This window comes from Xanthomonas sacchari (genome assembly GCF_024266585.1).
In the GTDB taxonomy this organism is placed as follows: domain Bacteria; phylum Pseudomonadota; class Gammaproteobacteria; order Xanthomonadales; family Xanthomonadaceae; genus Xanthomonas_A; species Xanthomonas_A sacchari_C.
The window spans coordinates 4631567-4652933 of record NZ_CP100647.1 but is presented as its reverse complement, the minus strand read 5'-3'; the positions used below and the strand labels follow the sequence as shown (position 1 = coordinate 4652933).

The following is a 21367-nucleotide window of genomic DNA, read 5'->3' as shown; positions in this document are numbered from 1 at the left end:
CGCCCTTCTTCTTGGCACATTAGTTAAATTAGAGGCTGCAATCAGCCTCATGCTTATCTGCAGGATGGAGATATGATGACTACGGCCGCGCCCGCACGTCTTACACGACTTCAAGCACAGCTAGATACTGAGAGGCGTCTCGTCTCTTTTGATAGCTATGACATGACCGTAAAACAAATATTTGACATGTTTCTGGATGGTTCAATATTTGTGCCGCCAGAGTATCAGCGCCAGTTTGTATGGGATGAGGTGCGAGAATCTAATTTAATCGAGTCGATTTTTTTGGGAATTCCGGTGCCGAGCCTCTTTATGGCAACAAATCCGGACTCCACATGGGAAATTGTGGATGGCGTGCAGCGTTTATCGACCATAGCCCACTTCATGGGGAAGGATGAAGTGGCCGCGCGTGTCGGTCGCCAAGATGTTCTTAAGATAAGTGGGCTGGAGAAGATTTCAGAGTTGGATGGGCTCATATATGAGAATCTGAGTAAATCCATGCAGTTGTTGTTCCAGACACGCCCTATCAGAGTTACGGTGTTGAATGATAAGAGTGACTTAAGTGTTCGCTTTGATTTGTTTGAACGCCTGAATACCGGCGGAGTTTTGCTGACTAACCAGGAAATTAGAAATTGTATATTTAGGGGTCAATTCAATATTGATCTAAAGTCTCTGTCAAAGACTAGTGATTTTCTGAAGGTGGTGAAGCTTAAAGATTCTGATCAATACAATGGCACAGCTGAGGAATATGTCCTTCGCTTCTTTGCTTATCTTGATGATCGTGATCTATTTGAACATAGCGTTAAAGATTTTTTGAACTCATACATGAAGAAAAATTCCGAGAAGAAAATAACTGGCGCAAAGAAAAAGTTGTTTAGGGATACTATGGCGTATCTCGCCGCTGCGTTTCCGACAGGTATTAAGCGTGGCCAGTCCAGTACAACCTCCGCTGTTCTCTATGAGGCGCTTGCAATTGGTGTCGCAGTTGCAATTCAGCAAGGGAAAACTATTCGAGTATCTAGGTTAAGGCCGCTTGTATCTGACTCGAAGCTAAAGAAGTTCTCCACTGGTGCTACTAATAGTAGAAAGATGCTTAATAGCCGAATTGACTATGTTGCGGACGCAATGTGATGTTCGGTCAAGAGGTCGATCAAGTTATCGAAGATCGTTTCCGATCTGCGCGTACTTTGTTGACCCTAATCAAGTCTATGGAGTCGGACTCGCTGCCACCAGTTAACACAGATGAAGTTAAAATTCTCAGGGGGCTTTTCTTTGTGCACCTCTATGGCGCATTTGAAAAGTCAGTTACTGATACTGTACAGGCTTATCTCAGGAAGTTAGCGGAGATTGAACTGGCTAGTTGTCACGTTGGATTCGAAATGTGGCCTTCGGCTTTTGATAACTATTTTCGATCCCTCCAGACTGTACAAGGCAAGGGAGGGTGGGCGAAACGAAGAGAATTTGCAACCCTCCTCCAGTCCGAAGATATGTGCCCAATAAATGAAGGGTTATTCTCAGATAGGCTACAGAATGTACGCCCTGATGTCTTGATCGATATCCTTGGATATTTAGGCCTAAGCGTGCAGATTGTTGGCGATGATGTGGCTTTTGCATTAACCGAGGTTGTAGAGAAAAGGAATCAAGTTGCCCACGGAAGAGCCGATCCAAAAGCTATCGGTGCAAACGGTACATCTGGTCAATTGGAAGCTAGGTTCCATTCATTGTATGAGCTGGCGCGAAGTTTGATAGATTCTATGCGATTGCAGCTCGCTGAATTCTCATTCATTAAAGAGGCCTATCGGTCTAAATATCGCGAAAAGCTGCTGGCTGATTAGTTTTGCCCGACGGACTATATCGGCGCTACATTCCAAACCCTTAGTGGGGCGATTGGGGTTATTAAAGCCTAAGGTGCCGCATGGCTTCGCCGTCATTTGCAGCGCCACAGCTATGGTGTGGTGGTTAAGTCGCGGCTACTTACAGAGTGCAGTAGTAAGCTATTCCCGCTGCAAGATGTGCTTGGGAGTGCTGGGAAGGTCACATCGCTGGAAGTGGGGCACGTCAGTAGAACGGTTCGAAGAATGCCGCTAGCGATGCCGCGCAGGATCCTGACATCGTCTACAAAGCTGATTGCAATTCAGCCTACTCTATGCAAGACGATTTAGGGGGCGGAAATGGCACGGGATCTTACCAACGGAATTGATAGAGCCTATAGCGAAAGAGTCGATTTGCTTGTTGTAGCTCTTACAGGACGTACTGGCAGTGGCTGCACTACGACTGCGCAAACGATGGGAAGAGATTATTCAGATATCTCAGCTTCAAATGCAGGTTTGTCACCTGCTGAATCTAGAAAATTTGATATATGCAAGACTTTTTTAGGCGCGCATTGGGTTCCTTTTAAAACCATCTCGGTTTCGACGGTGATACTTAGTTTTCTGATTCAAGAGGAGTGGGCTGCCGTCAATTCATTTTTAAGAAATTCAAAGCTCGATTCCCAAGTGGGTCATTTTAAGGGCATATACGACCTTCTTAGATCTGAAGCTGCATATGCCAGTTTTAAGGAATTGACGGAAGAGCATGATTCAAAAGAGTCCGCTCAAGCGTGGGATTTCTATTGTAATTGCCTCCACCCTGAGGCAAGCAAGCTGAGAGGGCTGCTGGCAAATAAGTATGCTGAGCTCTTTCAGTCGCTGGGGGACAATATAAGGCTAAGCGGCTCGGCTATATCGAGTGCTGTCAATCCCGACAAGATATTCTCTCTGATAACTAGGGTGAAGCGATTAGCAAAAGCGGCTAATGCCTGGGGCCGAGGAAGAGGTGCTGCTAGCACACGCGTTGTGATAGATGCGGTGCGAAATCCGCTTGAACTTGTATATTTACGAGATCAGTTTGCGGCTTTTTTTTCGATAGCGGTCACTTCCGATGAGGACGATCGCCGCGCTCGTCTTACTGAATTGGGTATGCCAAAACGCGAGGTAGATGCACTTGATAAGCGAGAATATTCCAAAAAATCGTTGAATAAGTACGAAAGTTTTGTGTCGCAAAATTTGCAGGAGTGTATACAGAAATCAGATATCTTTATAAATAATCCAGGCAAGCCAGCTGAGTTTGAAAAGAATAAGTCAATATTGAATAGGCAAATTGTGCGCTATGTGGCCTTAATGTTGCGGCCTGGCTTGGTAACCCCAACTCCGGATGAGCGCTGCATGCAGCTTGCTTTCGTGGCAAAGTTGAATAGTGGCTGTATTTCAAGACAAGTTGGAGCTGCCGTGTCAGATGCCTCATCCTCTATAAAGGCTGTTGGTTGGAATGATGTGCCCAAGGGACAGGTGCCCTGCCTGCTTAGAGACGTTGGGGTTCTCCTCAATGGCCATGATGAGCTAGCGTTTAGTGACTACGAGATGAGTAACGCTGAGTTTCGAACAAGTATATCGAAGAATTCGGCTAATGTTCATGCGATGAAGGTTGCGAAAGGTCTGCCGTGTCCTTTTTGCTTCAAGGATGCATATAACGCACTTACTGGCGAAAAGAACCAAGTTCATACCAGATCTCTACACGCAGAAGAGAATGCATTTTTACAACTGGCCAAGCATGGTAACAGTGGAATTGCAGGAGGTACTCTCTACACAACTGCAAGTCCTTGTGAGTTATGTTCAAAAAAGGCGTTTCAGCTTGGTATGAAAGAGATAGTTTACGTAGACCCTTATCCAGGAATTTCTTCCAGCCATGTGCTTAGGTCTGGAGGCAAAGATGTGAGGCCAAGTTTGCGTCTTTTTAATGGCGCCATCGGCAATGCATATCATCGACTTTATGAGCCGTTGCTGCCCATTAAAGATGAATATGTTGCCAGGTTGAAAGATGATCCTGAGCCCACACTGCTATAAAAAACACCTCTACTACTGTCTGGCCTTCACAGCTCAATCAATTTTTTACCGGAGGAGGCACTGTGCTCAGTCTCGAAAGTCCGCGCTGGTCCGAGCTGCAGCACGCATATGGATCAGCCGGTGACATCCCCGCCTTGTTGGGGAAGCTAGAGACGTTGCCCTCATCCATGGATGGATCGGAGCCGTGGTTCACCTTGTGGATCGCCCTTGCGCATCAGGGCGACGTTTACTCGGCCTCCTTCGCCGCCGTCCCGCATGTCGTCCATGCGCTGGCGCGCGCACCCGACAAGGCGGATCACGGGTACTTCCAGTTCCCTGCCTGGGTCGAGATCTGCCACGCGAAGAACCAGACCGAGATCCCTGAAGATCTTCGGGCCGCCTACCTGCATTCCCTCGCTCAACTTCCCTCCTTGGTTGCGGCTGCGTCCTCTCGCGCCTGGGGCCCGGAGTTTCTTGCCTGCGCTCTAGCCGCCGTCGCCGTTGCGAAGGGGCAGACCGGGGTCGCGGAGGCTGTACTCGAACTCACGCCCGATGTCGCCGAGGAGTTCATGGAGTGGTTTTTTACGCGATGAGGCATGCTCAACCACTTACGGTATTGTCTTGCCGGTTCGCTTCAGCAAGCAGTTGCTCGTATGTCTGCACGCGAACGCGCAATCGGATCAGGTGCCAGGAAAGCGCGTAAGCGAACAGCAGCAAGAACGCGAGAACGCTCTGCATGATCGTGATCTTGCTCAGGACGCTCCAGTCACCCCAATGCCAGTCCTTGAACTGCAGATAGAGGGCGAGCAGCACCGGCATGATGCCGAGCTTCTCCATTCCGCCGGTGAACAGGCCCAGGCGTTCATGCATGTTCGTCCGGCGGTCACGCATGAAGGTCTCGCGTTGACGGCGCTGCTCAAGCGGAAATGCGCGTAGTGCAGTGACGATGTCTTGGTACTGGAAAAACTCCTGCTCCATCTGCTCTGCATGAGTCGCGTAGGGTTGTCTAACGCCCGGTAGCTCACGTTTGATTTGCAAAATGGCGGCGACTGCAAAGCCAATAAGTTCGATGGAGACTCCCGCTGCCGCACACACGAACCCGGCCTTGCCATCCAGCACAGTGCCGAACAACATGCCAAACCCCGCGCCCAACAAGCCAATGATGAAACTCCACCGCTCCACTGGGCCAGCGCGGTTCTGCTCGGTCACTTGCGAATAGTGGCTCATCACCGCGGCGAGCCAAGGAAAGCTGAGCGCGTTGGCTGCCGCACCGTCTTCGGAATGCTTGGCAGGCGTTGCGGGCACTTCTTCCATTGCGTTCGCCATGTCTCTACCTTCGAGCGTCCAGCTGAGGCTGTCTGCAGCAAGTATTCCGTAGCCAATGACATCGCGCTAGAGGAATCCGATTGCCCAATGCATGGTCTACAAATCGCTATTGACACGCCATGGCGTGCAGTAGCACTCTCCTCTTCAAGGAGCGTCGAAACTCCTCTAACAGCGGTACCCACCTCCGACAAACCGGTGGGTTTTTTGTGCCCGAAGCTCGGGCGCAAGCCGACGCGATGCCTGCGTCGGGAGGGCGGCTAATACAACACCCTTCGGGGAAATACGCCCGCCGTCTGTTAGCGGTTTCGAACCTCCCGACTTCCCGTCCGCCATGCGTGGTGGCCGGACCCCTTCATGGAACGAGGAGGCAACGATGGCGCACGACCGTTTGGACGACGACGACATGCCCGGCTATTTCCTGCCGGAGGACAGCCAGTTCCGCCTGACGAAGCTGCGCGATCACGTGCGCTTCCTGGTCCGGCTGGCACAGCCACGCACGCAGGCCGAGGAGCGCGCCGCCGAACCCAAGGTGCGCATGGGCGAACTGGCGCTCTGCCTGGAGCTGCTGGCCGAGCAAGTGGACCTGGTGCTGGACGCGCTGTCCTATCCTGCGCAGCGGACCGACACGACGCGCGGCGCTTGGTTCGATGCCACTGTCCAGGCAGCAACGGACGCCGGCAGCGGCACGTTCTGGATCACGCAGGAGCAGATCGACAGGCTCACGCAGCTGGCCGAGACCGTCTCGGCCAATGCCGGGATGGTGGCGGCCGGCGACGCGGCTGAGCGTGCCGGCCAGGCGCTGCCGGAAGTGGGCAGCACGCTCTGTGCCGTGGCGAACGATGTGCATGAACTGCTGCTGCAGATCGCACACCAGCCGCTGCGCGAACCAGCGTCGAACCGCGTTCGCGAAGAGCGGGCGATCTATGCGCTGGAATCTGCGGCGCCGCATGCGGGAGACGGGTGGCTGCATTGATCCTGGTTATATTGGCGCGGCGGGGCATTTCGTGGGACAAGGCAGGCCCACTGCTGTTAGGCCGGTTAGGGCTGCAGCGAGCGTCCGCTCGGGCTACGGCATAATCGCGCCGGCTGACCGGCTGACCGGCTGACCAGCCGGACGCCAAGGCGAAGTAGGAAAGCATGGTCGGTGAGTGAGCCACGCGGGTGTGCTTGCCAATCCGCTAATGAAGGGAGTATTTCCCTCGTCTATCATCGGTTGAAGGTGAGTGTGCGAGCATGCCTGTGCATTGCGTCCAGCATCGAATCCCTACAAGGAGGCTCGCGTGAAGAGTGTACTAAGCCAAGCGCGAATTCCTGCGTTGGCGCTGGCGCTGGTGGTGGGGCTGCTGGCGGGATGTGGTGGAGCCTCGCAATTTGCGGAACGGAACGTCGTCAAGGAGCGAAGCGATATGCGAACTGAAGTGCCTTTGGTACGCAACCTGGATTCAACTGGTCCGGCGGAAGTCCAGGTGGAATTTGACGTGCCGAAACAAGGCGATGACGAAACGCCGCCCGTCTTCATCGGGGTCAGGATCACAGGTGAGGATGCGACTGCCCTTGCCGATCTCGCCGACCGACTGGTGCGTGCCGACATTGTGGCGTTTCTCCAGCTTGAGCGGATCGACCCTTCTGGTGCTACGAAGGTGGAGCTTCAGCGAAGTGAGCGCGTCGACCGGGAGCGGGACGCGCTTGTTCCGCTTCCAGCCGATGGCACGGCGGCCGGCCTGTTCCATTTCGATGCCGATGTGACAACGATGCAGGAAGCCGGTCTGTTCTCGCCGAGCAAGCCGGAAAGAGAACTTGCATTTGCCTTCAGCCCGTCGCTACAGGCGGGACACTATCGGTTGAAGTTGCGCGTGGATCGGCATCGCGAGGCGCTTGTCGAGGCGCATGCGCAGTTCTTGATCGCGTACACAGCCAAGGGAAAGTAAGGGGGAGCGGACATGGACAATCCGGACAAGCGTTATACCGTGACGGTGTATGTGGCTGCGCCTGGGACGCCAACGCTTCTGTCAGGCGGTACGTCGGCTGCGGGGCATGTCTACTATGCAATCGACGATGGCACGACGAAGAATAGCTATGGCTTCGCTCCCAAGCATCATGGTGAATATAGTGGGCCGGGCAAAGTCTTCTACAACGATGTGAAGGACTACAAGGACCCTTACTACTCGCGCACGATGGAGATCGATAAAGCGCAGTACGACAAGCTGAGGGACTTTGGTGGGGATCCAAAGAAGTATGGCTTCGATATGCAGTACAACGGCGGGACGAACAGTTGCATCGATTTCACGTGGGGTGCTCTCAACCATGCGGGGCTGCATCGCCGGGATCGGCATGGCGCCATCGATGAGAGGTTCGAAGGCGATCTCAAGCCGTTGAACAACGAGGACGACATCCGCAGCATTCCGGCGCCGAAGCCCGGAAGCGAGTTGAACAAGGAGCATCACAACCCGATGCCGGAGCAGAAGTTCTGGCAAAAAGTCATCAGCGAGAACGAGGTGCCAGGCACCCGAGGAGCGTCACCGGTGCTCGCCGGTGCAGGGCCCGAGCTACCACGCGACCCATTGCTGCAACAGGCAGAATCTGCGGTGGTGAAGCTCGAGCAAGGCCTGGGTCGAGATTACGACGGCAACAGCGCCAAGTTAGCGGCGAGCGCGGCCTATCTTGCGAAGGAGAATGGCCTTTCGCGTATCGATCATGTAGTGCTTAGCCAGGACTCGCGCAACGTGCACGCAGGCGAGAACCTGTTCGTTGTCCAGGGCGCGCTGAACGACCCCGCGCACCTGCGTGCGCACATGCGGACGGAGGATGCGTTGCGTAGGCCGGTGGAAGAGACGCTGGCGCAACTGCAGTCGTTGAACGAGGCGCAACGCTTAAGCCAGGCGCAGGGCGTGGACCAGCTTTCTCAGACTCAATCCAAGCCTCATCAAATCTGACGGCTACTGCCATGCCGCGGCACATCCGCTATCAGCGAGGCCGTGAGAGTGCTCTGGCGATGGTCGTTACCCCCGAGGAGCGCGCCGCCGAACCTAAGGTGCGCATGGGCGAGCTGGCGCTGTTGGTCGAGCAAGTGGATCTTGTGCTGGGAGCGCTGTCCTATCCCGCCCAATGGACCGACACGATGCGCGGCGCCTGGCCCGATGCCACCGTTCAGGCAGTGTCGGGCGCCGGCAGCGGCACGTTCCGGATCACGCAGGAGCAGATCGACAGGCTCATGCAATTGGGCGAGACAGTCTCGGCCAACGCCCGGATGGTGGCGGCCGGCGATGCCGCCGAGCGTGCCGGCAAGCCATTGCCGGAAGTGGGCGGTAGGCTTTGCACTGCAGCGAACGACGTGCATGAACTACTGCTACACATCGCATGCCAGCCGCCGCTGCGCGAACCGCTGTCCAACCGCGTACGCGAAGAGCGGGCTGTCTATGCCCAGGGATCGGTCACGCCAACTGCGGCGGGCACGCTCATTCATTTTCATTGATCTAGACAAGATTAGAGCGAGGCACGCGTATTAGCAGGGTGCTGCCCACGGCTCGCATCTCGAGCCGCTGAGCTAGCGTGGAGCCTGGAACAATGGCGTTCGGAGAGCATGGTCCTGCCGATGGGCAAGTGCACACAATGTGAATCTGTGATGCAATCCGGTTTCTGTGGTGAAGACTGGTGATGGGATGGGAGGGCTTTCCAAGAAGGAAGGCGTCAAACAACGGAGTGTTGATATGCGATCGAATCTGAAAACAGTTGGGGTGCTCGCTATTGCAATGGCTTTGGCCGGATGTGGCGGCAGCGTGCACTGGAACGTCAAGGCCTCTTGTACGCAGAAAGGTGGTTGTGGCGCAGAGGGAGAGATCGGCGGCACATGGGGCGGAGGGGGCGGCAAGGAATCTATTCCGCTCTACCAACGTATGTTGGCGGCTGCAGCGGCCGACGTGCCCGACGCGTCCCTGTTCGAAATCGACGTCAGCGGATCGACGGTGGGCTATCCCGAGAACGGAACGGTAAGGCTCATCCTGACGAACGCCCAGACAGGCGCGGTGCAGTCCTCGGCAATGTTCAACTGGTACCGCAGCGGAAACTCGCTTCGCCTCTCCGACCCGGGTGCCGTCAATGCGTGGGCTGCTGCCGAAGGTGGGACTGCCAACAAGCTGACCTATCGACTCACGCCTTTTGTGGTCACTGCTCCCTCAGGTCCTAACACGGTTGTCTTTGCGTCGAAGTACGAGGGTGTGCAAACTGCATCGGCGACTACACAGTTCACAAAGTGCACTACCTATCCATCGCCTTACCTGTGCTCGCAGCAGTAAGAAAATGGGTCATGCACTCCGGTGCGTGGACTTCTAGTGGAAGCGCCATCGCACTCGCGATGGCGCTTTCTTTGCTGACGTCCTGCGCCTCTATCCAGGTGCCGCCCGCCAACTTGATTGCCAAAGAGGGCGCGCACGCCACGGCGGTGACCAAGCTTGGGCCGGTCTTCGTCGTCAGAACAGTGAGCGTGTTACCTGGTAGCGAACGCGCGGCCGAAAAGTTCACTGTCATTGACGAGTGCCGTAGCGGACAGCTGCACGTTGCCTTGCGAAGACAGGAGAATGCGGGCGCCTACGCTGCGCCCGCCTGTGCCGCAGTGCTGGCGGCAATCCAATACGCCGTCGCTACATCGAAATTGCCTGGGGTGGAGTTGGAGTTGACTGTGGATATGATCAGTCCAGGCCGGCAACTCATTGCCCGCACGTCGTCGCTCGCAACGGCGGCCAGCGCAAGCGCGCGCTATGCATTCGCGCTAGACAAGGAAAGTGATCTGGCCGCTGCGAATGTCGTCTCCACGACGGCACACGAAACATTCCACCTGCTGCGTGGCCTCAGCGGCACGACGTCCGAGATGCAAGAGGAAGAGCGCCTGGCTTACACGATGGGTGCATGTGCGCAACTGCAGGCACTGGGATGGGTGAGGAGCAGGGATCTACCTTCGATTGCCCTCGCTCCTCACGTCAAAGGTGTCTCGGAAAGTGTCGGGGCATCCAATGCCGTGGGTCTTTCGGTGACGAGAGACTTGATGCCGTTCTTGCGCAATGGCGCGGTGACCAAAGCATCGCAAGAAGGCAACGCGATGCAGCAGTTCTGCCTGAAAGCCCTTCGCTGAGGTGGCAGTGGAGTCGCCATACTGTGGTCGCTTGTAACTCCTGCGACGTATTCAAATGTTTGTGCGTCGGTCAGCGGTGTCATCCAGCTGTTCGGTCATGCAGAACCGCGTTGTCGTCACTATGCGAACCACGGTTTGAACGCGGACACGAAGAACAAGTTTTCACGGCGGTCCAGCGGCTGTGCCGCCTACGGCGGACGCCAATGCTATTGGAGCTTTACCGACGATGCGGCCGCACTCAGCGTACGTTGCTCACACTGTTCTGGTAGCTGTGTCCTGCGCCCGCTGCTGCCGTTGAGTCTCATCCTGTTGCTGCGCGATCGCCTGTTGTTGGTTGAGTGCCAATGTTTGATGCGCGGCTTCCTGCAGCGGCGGCGTTGGTTGTGAAACATCCACCACGCCACGGAAGCCGGGCGTCGTCCCGTTCACCACAAGACGGTCTCCCAGCATGTGCACACTATCAATCTTGGACGCGTCCGCGATGCCATCGTGCTTCGCTGCATACAACGCCTTTGCCACCACATCGTCCGAGAGATGGCCGGGCGTCGCGCCGCGGATCTTGTCAAACATCTGCCGATCCTCGGGTGGGAGCAGGGCCAATGCCTGGCTTTGTTCGGGTGTTCGCTCCGCTGCTGGTGCGTTGCTGGCGTAATGGGCTGAGCGCGCCTGGGACCACTGCGCGGTGTAGGTCTCAATGGTTCCCGACTGAGCGCTTTGCGGATCCACGTTCACACGCTTTTCGGATTCGAAGGCGTTGTAGCGCGCGACACCCTGCACGTGGCCATCGGCTCGCATCTCGACATTGGTGATGCCTTGCTTGCTTCGCTCCGCTTCTACCATCAGTGCAGCGGCTACCTTCTCGCTGTGCGGCCCATGCGGAATGCCTTGCCCATCCTCCATGCGGTGGACCTCGCCGAGGGTGCGCTGAAATGCAGCGTTTCCGGGATGCGCGGGATCGCGCAGGTCTGTCGGCAATAGTGGCGTTGGGTTGGATTCAATGGCGCCTTGTCGTTGGCCACCGCGCTCTCCAGTCCCCGGGAGCGGTGCCTGCTGCACAGGTGTGGGTGGTGTCTGATCGACCGGGCCGGTTACTGGTTGTGGCAGACGCAAGACCGGTGCATTCGGATCCAGGTGGAGCAGCCGATCGGTAGTGCCGCCGCGGCTGATGTTCAGATCGACGGTGCCGTCGTGGTTATTGACGCGCGTGAGGTCGGCGCGATTCATGTCGCTCCAAGCGCCGCCGATGTAGGCCTTCCCCGCTCCGTTCCCGTCCATCACGACGAAGTCGTCGCCGGAGGCATACAGGCTGGTGGACTGCGGCCGGGGGCGCCCCTGACGATCAGGGACGTTGTAGCCGTAGGCTCCGCCCTGGTTCAATGCTTCGATCAGCGCAGGGGCATTGCTCTTCTGCAGGAACAGGTTCTTGACTGTCGTGTATTCCGCGTTGAGATTCGGCCTTGCCGCGTCCTGCCCTGTCTGCGTGGGGTTGACCAGTGGATTGGCCAATACGTTCTGCCAGGGTTGATGTAGCGGGCTGCGCGCGTCCGCATTGCGCAAGGCGTTGAAGACATCTGTTGCTTCAAGGGCGTGCGCAGCGCCGGTCTCGATGTAATCGGGCTCGGTTCGGCTTCGCCCACCACGATTGGGCAGAAATCCGTTGACGACGGTTTGGGCGTCTTCCGCGCTGGTGATCGTTCCTTTGCTGATGCCGTCGATGATCCTTGGGTAGTAGCGCTCCCCGCCTTGGTTCTCCAGCTTCAGCACGATGGTGGCCAGTTTGGCCTGCTCGTCCAGTGTCGCGCCTTGGTAGAGCGCTGTCTCTCGGAGCTGGTTGACCCCGCTACCGGGCCGCATCAACAAGTTGACCTGGGCAGTGTCACGCTCGTGGACGTAGGTGAGGCCCGCATCCGAAGTGAGGAAGGTATCCAGGTGCGATTTGACGGTCGCGTCCAAGGCCCGACCTTGCTGGGCCGTGATCGTGCGCCCGTTGCGGCCGAGGTCGCTGGCTGTTTGGGTTTGCTGCGCTTCGGTGAGCACCCAGTCCGGATGGGCTCTGCCCGCCCAGGTCTGATACGCCTCCACCAGAGACGCAGCTACCTCGGGATGCTGGCCCAAATCCGTCTGCAAGGTGCCGATGGAATAGCCGCTGTTTCCCACTGGGGTCATCACCCCATTGCGAACATTGCCGGCGAAGGAGAGTTGATAGGAGACGTTCTTCCCGCTGTCGCCTCCTTCTGATCCAATGCCCACGCCAAAGTAGGCCAGTGCCCGCAGCTCCGAATCCGTCAGTGTAGTCGCCGGCGGCGGCGTGGAGCCCTCATTCCCTTCTGCCATGACACTCCCTCGCGTTGGAGGCTACTTCTTCGTTGCGCCTTTGCGGCACAGGCCGATGTTGGTTCTCGCTGCGCGCACGATGGCCAGGTAGCGGTCCGCCAGCATTGGCGTCCATCCTTCCACGGCAGCGTCGTCGTCCTTGGCGGCGTCCTCGGCATACTTGTCGAGTGTGGCCAGGCACTGCGCATACAGGCCATTCTTGTACTGGGTGATGGCCAGATCGTTGCGAATGGCGCCTTCGTCTTCCCATTCCAGCGTCGGCAGGCAACTCGGCACGACTGGCGACAAGGTGGCGAGCGCCGCCTTGTAGTCTTTCGCATCATAGAGACGCTGGAAGGTCGTCCGTGTGCGGTCCAGCTCGTCCCGGCCACAGCCATCCTTGACCCGCAGGTAGGGCGCCTCGAAATCCCCGTTGTAGCCGCAGAACGTTTTGCATTCGGCGGGCGTGGCAGCCGCTACGTCAATGCCCTGCGGCGTACTGGCGAACTTCACCTGGCAGGTTGGTTGGCCCTTGTTCCCCTTGGCGACGCCGGTGTGTCCCTCTATCGCGCCATGCAGCTCGCACACGTCTTCCCCCGTGGTGCTTTCCAGGGAGAAGGTCAATGTTCCGTTTTGCTGCTTGATCAGCAGGCGACCCCATCCCTTGTCGGTGATGTACTCGCCCGGCGGCGGAGCACTGTCGGGCGCAACTTGCGGCGCCGCCACGGCAGGCTGTTCCTCGCGCGCTGCCGGCTTCGGGGCATCGGCCGGTGGTTGTGCCGAACAGGCCGCCGTGGACAGGGTGGCGATCGCGGCGCAAGCCAGCCAGGTCATCTTCAGCGGACGCGTCTTCGCCATATCCTTTTGCCAATTCTGTCTTCCGTTCTGCTCTTTAACGCGCGACGCGGCTATGCGTCAAGTCGGGAGTTCGCTGAGCTGGATAGCATGCGAACCCATCTCCAGCGGGATGTCCTGTGGAGCGCCACGAGCCCGATTGCTATCTTCCCTGCATACCAGTCGCAGACCATGTTCAAGGAGTGACCGATGGTTGAGCAACATCAACACAGGCCGCGCTTGTGGCTGGTCGCGCTTATCGTGCTGATCGCTATCTCCTTGGCCGGATGCGCTAATCTCCCTGCTGCCCGCGCAGAAGAGCCTCCGGGAGAAGCGCTCTGTAAGCAAGCCAGCGACTGGGATCGTGGATCGCCCGTGCCAGGGCTGCAGATCACTCCAACGGTGGTAGAAGGCGACGCGGGGCGCGCCTATCATTTTGACCTGGGCGGAAAGGGTGGTCTTCAGGCGTTGGATGCCAATTGTGGTTGGGGCAGCTATGCCGAATGCATCTTCACAGCGCGCCGATCGGATGGCGGAACCTACCAGTTCTCGGATCTGTCGAGCTTCGGCCTTTGGGAAACCGAAGGTCGCTTATACCTGCTGTACCGCATCGTGTCTCCGAAGGGGGAGGCCGATGCCCGCAAGCGTCGCATTGTGAGGTTGGGCGATCCGCCCCAAGAGGTCTGTAACCAGGTTGGCGACTATTCGCGTTTGATGTAGGTCAAGGAGCGTCGGGTCTGCTTATGCCGGCAGATGCCTTGCACCCCGACGATGCGCTAGCATCCCCCGCACACGACGGCGCGCGGCGCCGTCCTTCAGGGGGACATCGATGAAATATTTCCTGCTGGCCGCCGCCGTGGCGGCCTTGCTGTGCGGCTGTACCGTGGTCTCGCCCGATCCAGGGCAGCAGGCGGTGCTGGTGGACAAGCCGCTGCTGTTCGGCAAGGGCGGCATCCGCCTGGACGATGTGCGCGATCCGGGCCGCACCTACACGTGGATGACGACCTCGGCGGTGTACGTGGACACCACGCCGCAGACGGTGCAGGTGGCCTTCGACGACTTCTCGTCCAGCGACAACATCCTGTTGGACTTCTCCACGCAGATCCAATACCGCATCACCGCGCCGGCGCGGCTGCTGTCGGGCTTCGGCCAGGACTGGTTCAAGAACAACGTCGCCAGCCAGTACGCGGCGATTGTGCGCGATCAGGTCAAGCGCTACGACATGACCCGGATGATGAGCGACCCGGATACGGCGCGGAAGATCGACGACTCGGTCACCGAGAACGTGCGTGCCCTGGTCAAGGAGCAGGGCCTGCCGATCCAGATCCAGAACATCACCCTCGGCCGCGCCCGTCCCAATCCCGACGTGCTGCAGCAGATGAACCTGACCGCGGCGCAGCAGCAGCGGGTCAAGACCCTGGTGGAAGCCACCACCGCCGAGCGCCAGCGCGAGCAGGAGCAGGTGGCCAAGGCCGATGCGGACAACGCCTACCGCAACCGCATGGGCCTGACCCCGGAGCAGTACCTGGCCAGCCAGATCGCCGAGATCAACGCCGAGGCCTGTGCCAAGGCGCAGGCGTGCTACATGGTGCCGTCGGGAACGTCAGTGATCGCCAAGTAGCGCGACGCGGCAGAGGCGGGCTCGGGTGGCCCGCCGTTTGCGGACATCGGTGGTGGCATGTGCGTCGCGAATGCGGTGCGCCGGCGGCGGTTGTCGCGATGCCGCGGGTCTGCCACTGTGACGGCTGAGTCCTGCGAGGAGATTCGCAGATGGAATCCACTCCGTCCCCCGTGTCGCAGCGCCCGCCGGCGACCCGCCTGTTCGCTCTACTGGCGCGCGAGGCGCGCACCGGCGTGATCTTCCGCCGCGGGCCGAGCAAGCAGGTGCAGTTGATCCACTGGGATCTGCGCGAGGACAGCTTCGTGCACGGCCAGTGGTTCAAGGGCCGCATCTACGAGCGGCGCTGCGATCTGTCGCCGTCGGGACGGCTGCTGGTGTATTTCGCCTCCAAGCAGCATGGCGACTTCGGTACTTGGACCGCGCTGTCGCGGCCGCCGTTCTTCACCGCATTGGCGCTGTGGCCCAAGGGCGACAGCTGGGGTGGCGGCGGGATGTTCGAGGACGAGCGGACCTTGTTGTTGAACCATCGGCCGCGCGACGGATGTGATCCTTTCCCGATGCCGACCGGCTTCCAATTACCGCACAATCTGCAGGTGCGTCCATTCGGCAAAGATTCGGGTGGCGGCGAGGACGAGCCGATCGACGGCGTGCTGCGCGAGCGCGATGGCTGGCGCCTGTGCGATGACGGCGTAGGCGAGCGTGGCGGGCTGCGCAGCGACGCATTGTTTCGCTTCAGCCGTCCGCGCGTGCGCGAGAAGCTTGGCGCCAATGGCCGCCGCCTGCAGTCGCTGTTACATGTAGTTGGCCAGGACAATCATGCGTGGTATGGCCTGGATCACCGGGTGCTGGACCGCGATGGCAACGTGCTGGTCGATCTGCCAGGCAGCGACTGGGCCGACTGGGATGGCGGCGACCTGGTGTTTGCGCGCGAGGGCGGGCTCTATCGCCTGCGCAAGAGCGACTTCCGTGAGGTGGCGCAGCGGGGCGCGCAGGCCTTCCAGTTGCTGCACGACTTCAGCGGCGCGCGCTTCGCGCCACTGGCGCCGACGGCGGACGCGCTGAAGTATTGAGCGGCTGTTACGCGGCGCCTTCAGTAATCTATGCGAACAACGTGCCGCTCAACTGAGGCGGGGATTCGGAGACATTTAACGCTGGCCGGTGCAACTGTAGGAGCGGCTTCAGCCGCGACAACACCATCCGTGGAGATACAGCATCCGTCCGGCCAGCGGCGTACGCGCCGCGCCTCACTGCCGCGGAACACCCAGCAGAAACTTCAAGCCATGGGTGAGCCCACGCGGCGCCACGCTGAGATGATCCTCATCGGCGAGCACATCCAGCTGCAGGCGCAATGACGGATAGCCCCGACTGCGCAAGGTCTGCACCATCTGCTGCGCGTCGGTCACCATGTCGTAGTGCTTGCCGTAGCGGCGCTGTTCGTACTCGCCGACGTACAGGTAGACCTGCGCCGGCAGGTCGCGATGGCCGGCGGCGAAGCGCGCTTCCTCGGCGCGCATGGCATGCTCGCCGAACCAGTACGACGGACTGCCCAGGATGTAGCCGGAGAACAGCTCCGGCGTGCTCAGCAGGATCTGCGTGCCGAGCAGGCCGCCGTAGGAATGGCCAAGGAACAGGCGCCGCGCTTCATCGGTGCGATAGCGCTGGCCGACGAAGGGGAGCACTTGGTCGCGCAAGTACGCAATGTAGGTGCTGGAACCCCCGTGAGTGGCACCGGCGGCCGCAACATCGCCGGTCTCGGTGGTGGGCGTGTAGTCGCGGCGCCGGCTCGGCATCGGCGCATCACCGAGCGCATACGACAAGCCGATCAGGATGAAGTCCTCGATGGCCGGCCCTTCGCCGTTCAAGCGCCGCGCGATCTGCCGTGCCACCGGAAACGCATAGTCGGCATCGGTGGCGTACAGCACCGGGTAGCGCCGCTCGGGATGGTCCGCATAGCCGGCAGGCAGCGCCACGAAGACCTGATAGGTACGGCCGGACGCGGGGTCGGGAACATCCCACACCTCGGTCCCGGCCAGTTCGTAAGGCGCACCGCTGCCGCGCTGTCCGCCGAGCTGCGTCACCACCGTGCGCGCTGCAGGCACCGCTGGCCGTGTGGCGGCTTCTTTCGCTGCTGCTACCGCCGCGGGTGCTTGTGCCACGTTCGTGCACCCTACCAGCAGCAGGGACGTCCAGACCAGCCACAGCGCCTTCCTCATCCCTTCGTCTCCTGATGTCGTGCTACTGCGGGGTTCGCATCCGGCACATGGTGCCATGTTGGCGGCGGCGACCATCCGGATAGACTGGCGCTTCCACTTCGGGAGCATTCGATGAAACTGCTTCGCTGCCTGCTGTTGCCGGCCCTGCTGTGCATCACCGCACTCGCCCAGGCCCAGGACGATACCCGCCGCATTGCGGTGACCATCGACGACCTGCCGTGGCAGCGCATCGAGCAGACGCCGCCAGCGCAGCTGCCGGCGCTGCATGCGCAGTTGATGGCCTCGCTGCGGCAGGCGCAGGTGCCCATCGTCGGCTTCGTCAACGAGGACAAGCTCGAGCAGAATGGACAGGTGCAGCCGCAACGTGTGGCGATGCTGCGCGACTGGCTGGACGCTGGCTTTGCGCTGGGCAACCACACCTATGGCCACGTGAACCTGCACCAGGTCGGCGTGCCGGCGTACGAGGACGCGGTCGTGCGTGGCGAGCGCACGTTGCGGCCGTTGCTCGCCGAGCGTGGCCAGTCGCTGCAGTGGTTCCGTCATCCGTACTTGGCGACCGGCCGCAGTGTCGCCGACCGTGAGGCGGTCAACGCCTTCCTGGCCGCGCACGGCTACCGCATTGCGCCGGTGACCGTGGACAGCGGCGAGTGGGTGTGGGCGTTTGCCTACGCGCATGTGCTGGACGAGCCGCCCGGCCCGGCGCGCGATGCCATGCTGCTGCGGCTGCGCAAGGGCTACGTGCCCTACATGCTCAACAAGCTGGATTTTTTCGAACGCGAATCGCAGGCCCTGTTCGGCCGTCGCATCCCGCAGGTGTGGCTGATGCACGCCAACGCGCTCAACGCCGCTGCCTTCCCCGAGCTGGTCGCGGCCACCCGCCGCCGCGGCTACGCTTTCATTTCCCTGGACGAGGCACTGCGCGATCCGGCCTACACCTATGCCGAGGGCTACACCGGCCCTGGGGGGATCAGCTGGCTGCACCGCTGGGCGATGGCCGAGGACAAGCCGAAGGCCTTCTATGCCGGCGAACCCGTGGTGCCGCGTTGGGTGTTCGCGCTGGCTGGGGTGGATTCGGAGTAGGTAGAGCATGCAGCTTATCGGCGACACCGGTAGGCCTTCACTACTTGCGCACGCGCGGCGGGATCACGATGGCCCGTCTCCGTTTGCCGTGACGCCAATGCCCTCGTCCAAGACGCCTCCGTGGAAGAAGCCGAATCCGCGCGGTCAGCGCAGCCAGCCGTTGTCGCCGTCGCAGAAGGCGGCGGCGGAACAGCGTGCCGAGGAGAACGGCCGCCCGTATCCGAATCTGGTCGACAACATGTGGGCCGCGCGCCTGCCGCGCGATGCGGCGTCCTCCAGCTCGGCCAAGGCGAAGTAGGGCCAAACGGGTGGGTGCGGATCGCTACGCCTGAGCCGACCTGTCGCGCGGCCGGCATCGCTTCGGGGCGCCCCGTCGCTGGCGCGGATACCGGCCGCAGGTGCTCACCGCGTGTTGTGGCCGTTCCTCTGGGTTATCCGCCCCCGCTTGACTACAACGTCATGCTGCGAGGTGCCCGAATCTGCCGGACGCCATGCGCCGCCAGCATCTCGGCGGCGTCCAAATGCCGCGACTGGATGAATGCCGGCGCACTGGCGCACAGGGCATGCCCTTGGCGCCGCCACGACGATGCCCATACCGTGCCGTGCCGGCACTGGGCCGGTCATCGCATCCAGGTACGGGTATGACTCCGCAAGAACAGCAGCTTCTCGAAGACTTCCTGGCGCGCCTGCGCAGCGCCGGCGGGGTGGCCAAAGATCCGCAGGCCGACGCGCTGATCCATGCGCGCCTGGCCGATCAACCCGATGCCGTGTATCTGCTGGTGCAGCGCACCTTGCTGCTGGAGCACGCGCTGGAGGCCGCCAAGGCACAGATCGCGCAGTTGCAGCAGGCCGCGCCGCCACCGCCGCCTGCCAGCTTCCTGGGCCAGGGCTTCAATGCGGCGCCGCCGCCGTTGCCGCCGGCGCCTCCCGCCGCCACGAGTGCACCCGGCTGGCGCGAGCGCTGGTTCGGTGGCGGGGCTGCGGCCGCTGCGGCGCCGGCACCGGCTGCCGCGGGTGGCCCCAGCTTCCTCAGCACCGCGGCCACCACGGCCGCCGGCGTGGCCGGCGGCATGTTCCTGTTCGAGGGTGTGGAAAGCCTGCTGGGCGGCCACCATGGCGGTGGCCTGTTCGGCGGCGGCGCGCCGCAGGAAACGGTGGTCGAGAACATCACCAACAACAACTACTACGACGACACGCCGCAGCAGGACATCGGCCAGGACTTCCAGGACGACGGCGACTTCGGCAACGACAACTGGGTTTAAGGCGCAACCGGCCTGCAGTGCTTGTCGTCCTCGGTGTGCAAGCTCATCTGACCGACAGATGCTTTTTTACTTGTATTTCAATGGGTTGACATCTATAGGCAGCTGGCGCCAGACTGCGATCTGCGGAGCAGATCGCAGTCTGGCGCCAGCTGCCGATAATGCGAAAATCAATTCTTTATCTATTCAAGAATTGCACTTTGATTCGAGCCAACACGCTTGCCTTGACCGCAGAAGCAAGTACCTTCAGCAGTTTGCTGGCTTGACTATATATTCTTAAATCTATTCAATGTCGGTATGAGTGATGACCGGCTACGCGATCTTATCGCCCTCTTGCGCAGCGAAAAGGCGGTGACGGCCGCCCGCATCGGCGAAGTGCTGGAGATCAGTCAGCCGACGGTATCGCGCCTGTTAGCCAGCGCTGGCGAGCAGGTGCTGCGGATCGGCAAAGCCCGGGCGACACGCTATGCGCTCACCCGGTCACTTGGCCGTGCAGGTCATCGTTGGCCATTGTTCCGCATCGATCCGCACGGTCGTGCCGAAACGCTCGGCCATCTGCACGCCATGCACGGTGATGGCTACCTGTTCGTTCCACAGGTCACGTGCCCGGCGCTGATCCATGGCGACTTCGCCAATGGACTGTTTCCAGGGCTTCCGTGGTTCCTGGACGACCAGCGTCCGCAGGGCTTCCTCGGCCGGGCTTTCGCGAGGCGCGTGGCCGAGGACATCGGTGCACCGCAGGATTTGCAGCGTTGGCAGCCTGACGATGTGGTGCTGGCTCTGTTGCGGCATGGCGACGATCAACCCGGCGATCTGGTGCTGGGCGAGTTTGCATTGCAGCGCGCACAGCAGGCGGCGCTGCAGCCAGTTGACGTGATACCGCAGGCGGAGCGGCGTCGTCTGTATCCGCAGCGTGCCGAGCACGCCTTGCTGGGCGAGGCGGTGGGTTCGTCGGCCGGCGGCGAGCAACCCAAGTTCACTGCAACGCTGCAGGCGGAGGGCGGCTACACGCCAGTCATCGTCAAGTTCAGCGAGCGCGCCGGGACCCCGGCCGCGCAGCGTTGGAGTGAGTTGTTGCGTTGCGAACATCTGGCCGGCGATATCCTGCGTGCGCATGGCATCGCCGCCGCAGAGAGCGAATTGCTCGAAAGCGACGGTCGCGTGTTCCTGCAGTCGACGCGGTTCGACCGCACGCCCGCATTGGGGCGGCATGGCTTCGTGTCCTTGGCACCAGTGGACGCGGCCTACTTCGGCCATGGGCGCATCGACTGGTGGCTGTTCGCGCCGCAACTGCAGCGCGAGGGCTGGCTGAGTCACGCGGATGCGCAGCGCCTGCGCGTGTGCGGTTGGTTCGGTGCATTGATCGGCAATAACGATATGCACCTGGGTAACGCTGGCCTGATCCTGGGCGATACCTTGCCGCTGCCGTTGGCCCCCGTCTACGACATGCTGCCGATGGCGTTCCGGCCCGCGGCCAGCGGCGAGGTAGTGGAGCGCGCCTATGCGCTGCCGTTGCCGACGCCGGATCAGCGCGACGACTGGCGCGCGGCGGCCGGCATGGCGGTGCAGTTCTGGGAGCGCGTCAGCGAGGACGCGCACATGTCCGCGGCATTCCACAGCATCGCGCGGGACGCCCTGGCCCAGTTGACGCGCGCCGTGTCGCGGATCGGTTGAGCGCTTTCGCATCGCGTTAAACGACCCGACACATGGCAATCACGCGGGCAGGACATGCGGCAAGG

Annotated in this window: 21 protein-coding genes; 17 read left to right on the top strand and 4 right to left on the bottom strand. The window is 60.3% G+C overall.

Translation table 11 applies throughout. The annotated features are described in order from the left end of the window. Positions 1 to 72: 72 nt before the first annotated feature. From NKJ47_RS19640 to NKJ47_RS19625, 4 genes are all read left to right on the top strand, one after another. Positions 73 to 1128, top strand: a complete 1056-nt coding sequence (locus NKJ47_RS19640) for a DUF262 domain-containing protein (RefSeq protein ID WP_254459403.1) — start codon at positions 73 to 75, stop codon at positions 1126 to 1128. Beyond that, a complete protein-coding gene (locus NKJ47_RS19635; protein WP_254461479.1) occupies positions 1128 to 1832 on the top strand; it encodes a HEPN domain-containing protein in 705 nt (234 codons plus the stop codon). The genes NKJ47_RS19640 and NKJ47_RS19635 overlap by 1 nt, the downstream gene beginning before the upstream one ends. Before the next feature lie 336 nt (positions 1833 to 2168). After that, positions 2169 to 3878 (top strand): hypothetical protein, encoded by a 1710-nt coding sequence (locus NKJ47_RS19630; RefSeq protein WP_254459402.1) that lies wholly within the window; start codon positions 2169 to 2171, stop codon positions 3876 to 3878. Between the two features lie 62 nt (positions 3879 to 3940). Further along, complete coding sequence (locus tag NKJ47_RS19625) at positions 3941 to 4450, top strand: hypothetical protein (RefSeq protein WP_254459401.1); 510 nt, start codon at positions 3941 to 3943, stop codon at positions 4448 to 4450. A gap of 7 nt (positions 4451 to 4457) precedes the next feature. Here NKJ47_RS19625 and NKJ47_RS19620 read toward each other — a convergent pair whose 3' ends face one another. Further along, positions 4458 to 5183: a hypothetical protein gene (locus NKJ47_RS19620; RefSeq protein WP_254459400.1), complete on the bottom strand. Its 726-nt coding sequence runs from the start codon at positions 5181 to 5183 to the stop codon at positions 4458 to 4460. A gap of 373 nt (positions 5184 to 5556) precedes the next feature. On the opposite strand from NKJ47_RS19620, the gene NKJ47_RS19615 reads away from it, so the two are divergent. The 6 genes from NKJ47_RS19615 to NKJ47_RS19590 all read left to right on the top strand — a co-directional run bounded on the left by NKJ47_RS19615 (position 5557) and on the right by NKJ47_RS19590 (position 10308). Then, entirely contained in the window at positions 5557 to 6156 is a 600-nt protein-coding gene (locus tag NKJ47_RS19615; RefSeq protein WP_254459399.1) for an XAC0095 family protein, read from the top strand. A gap of 307 nt (positions 6157 to 6463) precedes the next feature. After that, positions 6464 to 7111: a hypothetical protein gene (locus NKJ47_RS19610; protein ID WP_254459398.1), complete on the top strand. Its 648-nt coding sequence runs from the start codon at positions 6464 to 6466 to the stop codon at positions 7109 to 7111. A 12-nt stretch (positions 7112 to 7123) separates the two neighbouring features. Further along, positions 7124 to 8116 carry an XVIPCD domain-containing protein gene (locus NKJ47_RS19605; protein ID WP_254459397.1) on the top strand — a complete coding sequence of 331 codons (993 nt, stop codon included), beginning with the start codon at positions 7124 to 7126 and terminating at the stop codon, positions 8114 to 8116. Positions 8117 to 8127: 11 nt separating this feature from the next. Beyond that, positions 8128 to 8655: an XAC0095 family protein gene (locus tag NKJ47_RS19600; RefSeq protein ID WP_429002459.1), complete on the top strand. Its 528-nt coding sequence runs from the start codon at positions 8128 to 8130 to the stop codon at positions 8653 to 8655. 169 nt (positions 8656 to 8824) lie between these two features. After that, positions 8825 to 9475, top strand: coding sequence for a hypothetical protein (locus NKJ47_RS19595; protein ID WP_254459396.1), 651 nt, complete (start codon positions 8825 to 8827; stop codon positions 9473 to 9475). 11 nt (positions 9476 to 9486) lie between these two features. Next, the gene (locus tag NKJ47_RS19590; protein ID WP_254459395.1) at positions 9487 to 10308 is read left to right on the top strand and encodes a hypothetical protein; all 822 of its coding nucleotides are present in this window, start codon (positions 9487 to 9489) and stop codon (positions 10306 to 10308) included. A gap of 252 nt (positions 10309 to 10560) precedes the next feature. On the opposite strand, the gene NKJ47_RS19585 is transcribed toward NKJ47_RS19590, so the two are convergent. Both NKJ47_RS19585 and NKJ47_RS19580 read right to left on the bottom strand, forming a co-directional pair. Beyond that, on the bottom strand, positions 10561 to 12642 hold the full coding sequence (locus NKJ47_RS19585; RefSeq protein ID WP_254459394.1) for an XVIPCD domain-containing protein: 2082 nt from the start codon (positions 12640 to 12642) through the stop codon (positions 10561 to 10563). 21 nt (positions 12643 to 12663) lie between these two features. Beyond that, entirely contained in the window at positions 12664 to 13479 is an 816-nt protein-coding gene (locus NKJ47_RS19580) for a hypothetical protein (RefSeq protein WP_254459393.1), read from the bottom strand. 186 nt (positions 13480 to 13665) lie between these two features. On the opposite strand from NKJ47_RS19580, the gene NKJ47_RS19575 reads away from it, so the two are divergent. From NKJ47_RS19575 to NKJ47_RS19565, 3 genes are all read left to right on the top strand, one after another. After that, positions 13666 to 14175: a hypothetical protein gene (locus tag NKJ47_RS19575; protein WP_254459392.1), complete on the top strand. Its 510-nt coding sequence runs from the start codon at positions 13666 to 13668 to the stop codon at positions 14173 to 14175. Positions 14176 to 14296: 121 nt separating this feature from the next. Beyond that, entirely contained in the window at positions 14297 to 15076 is a 780-nt protein-coding gene (locus NKJ47_RS19570) for an SPFH domain-containing protein (RefSeq protein ID WP_019797028.1), read from the top strand. Between the two features lie 149 nt (positions 15077 to 15225). Continuing rightward, on the top strand, positions 15226 to 16146 hold the full coding sequence (locus tag NKJ47_RS19565; protein ID WP_254459391.1) for a hypothetical protein: 921 nt from the start codon (positions 15226 to 15228) through the stop codon (positions 16144 to 16146). A gap of 174 nt (positions 16147 to 16320) precedes the next feature. Here the strand turns inward: NKJ47_RS19565 and NKJ47_RS19560 are convergent, their stop codons facing one another. Next, positions 16321 to 17289 carry an alpha/beta hydrolase gene (locus NKJ47_RS19560; protein WP_254459390.1) on the bottom strand — a complete coding sequence of 323 codons (969 nt, stop codon included), beginning with the start codon at positions 17287 to 17289 and terminating at the stop codon, positions 16321 to 16323. Positions 17290 to 17400: 111 nt separating this feature from the next. Here NKJ47_RS19560 and NKJ47_RS19555 point away from each other — a divergent pair, with 111 nt between their 5' ends. The 4 genes from NKJ47_RS19555 to yjjJ all read left to right on the top strand — a co-directional run bounded on the left by NKJ47_RS19555 (position 17401) and on the right by yjjJ (position 21302). Next, positions 17401 to 18369, top strand: a complete 969-nt coding sequence (locus NKJ47_RS19555) for a polysaccharide deacetylase family protein (RefSeq protein WP_254459389.1) — start codon at positions 17401 to 17403, stop codon at positions 18367 to 18369. A 97-nt stretch (positions 18370 to 18466) separates the two neighbouring features. Beyond that, a complete protein-coding gene (locus tag NKJ47_RS19550; protein ID WP_254459388.1) occupies positions 18467 to 18667 on the top strand; it encodes a hypothetical protein in 201 nt (66 codons plus the stop codon). A 343-nt stretch (positions 18668 to 19010) separates the two neighbouring features. Then, positions 19011 to 19631, top strand: coding sequence for a DUF2076 family protein (locus tag NKJ47_RS19545; protein WP_254459387.1), 621 nt, complete (start codon positions 19011 to 19013; stop codon positions 19629 to 19631). A 294-nt stretch (positions 19632 to 19925) separates the two neighbouring features. Further along, entirely contained in the window at positions 19926 to 21302 is a 1377-nt protein-coding gene (gene yjjJ / locus NKJ47_RS19540) for a type II toxin-antitoxin system HipA family toxin YjjJ (protein ID WP_254459386.1), read from the top strand. The last annotated feature ends 65 nt before the right edge of the window (positions 21303 to 21367 follow it).

Excerpts from the sequence above, each read along its gene's own strand:
- NKJ47_RS19640 (WP_254459403.1), top strand. The coding sequence starts at position 73 with ATGATGACTACGGCCGCGCCCGCACGTCTTACACGACTTCAAGCACAG.
- NKJ47_RS19635 (WP_254461479.1), top strand. The coding sequence starts at position 1,128 with ATGTTCGGTCAAGAGGTCGATCAAGTTATCGAAGATCGTTTCCGATCT.
- NKJ47_RS19630 (WP_254459402.1), top strand. The coding sequence starts at position 2,169 with ATGGCACGGGATCTTACCAACGGAATTGATAGAGCCTATAGCGAAAGA.
- NKJ47_RS19620 (WP_254459400.1), bottom strand. The coding sequence starts at position 5,183 with ATGGCGAACGCAATGGAAGAAGTGCCCGCAACGCCTGCCAAGCATTCC.
- NKJ47_RS19615 (WP_254459399.1), top strand. The coding sequence starts at position 5,557 with ATGGCGCACGACCGTTTGGACGACGACGACATGCCCGGCTATTTCCTG.
- NKJ47_RS19605 (WP_254459397.1), top strand. The coding sequence starts at position 7,124 with ATGGACAATCCGGACAAGCGTTATACCGTGACGGTGTATGTGGCTGCG.
- NKJ47_RS19600 (WP_429002459.1), top strand. The coding sequence starts at position 8,128 with ATGCCGCGGCACATCCGCTATCAGCGAGGCCGTGAGAGTGCTCTGGCG.
- NKJ47_RS19590 (WP_254459395.1), top strand. The coding sequence starts at position 9,487 with ATGCACTCCGGTGCGTGGACTTCTAGTGGAAGCGCCATCGCACTCGCG.
- NKJ47_RS19585 (WP_254459394.1), bottom strand. The coding sequence starts at position 12,642 with ATGGCAGAAGGGAATGAGGGCTCCACGCCGCCGCCGGCGACTACACTG.
- NKJ47_RS19580 (WP_254459393.1), bottom strand. The coding sequence starts at position 13,479 with ATGGCGAAGACGCGTCCGCTGAAGATGACCTGGCTGGCTTGCGCCGCG.
- NKJ47_RS19575 (WP_254459392.1), top strand. The coding sequence starts at position 13,666 with ATGGTTGAGCAACATCAACACAGGCCGCGCTTGTGGCTGGTCGCGCTT.
- NKJ47_RS19565 (WP_254459391.1), top strand. The coding sequence starts at position 15,226 with ATGGAATCCACTCCGTCCCCCGTGTCGCAGCGCCCGCCGGCGACCCGC.
- NKJ47_RS19560 (WP_254459390.1), bottom strand. The coding sequence starts at position 17,289 with ATGAGGAAGGCGCTGTGGCTGGTCTGGACGTCCCTGCTGCTGGTAGGG.
- NKJ47_RS19555 (WP_254459389.1), top strand. The coding sequence starts at position 17,401 with ATGAAACTGCTTCGCTGCCTGCTGTTGCCGGCCCTGCTGTGCATCACC.
- NKJ47_RS19550 (WP_254459388.1), top strand. The coding sequence starts at position 18,467 with ATGCCCTCGTCCAAGACGCCTCCGTGGAAGAAGCCGAATCCGCGCGGT.
- NKJ47_RS19545 (WP_254459387.1), top strand. The coding sequence starts at position 19,011 with ATGACTCCGCAAGAACAGCAGCTTCTCGAAGACTTCCTGGCGCGCCTG.
- yjjJ (WP_254459386.1), top strand. The coding sequence starts at position 19,926 with ATGAGTGATGACCGGCTACGCGATCTTATCGCCCTCTTGCGCAGCGAA.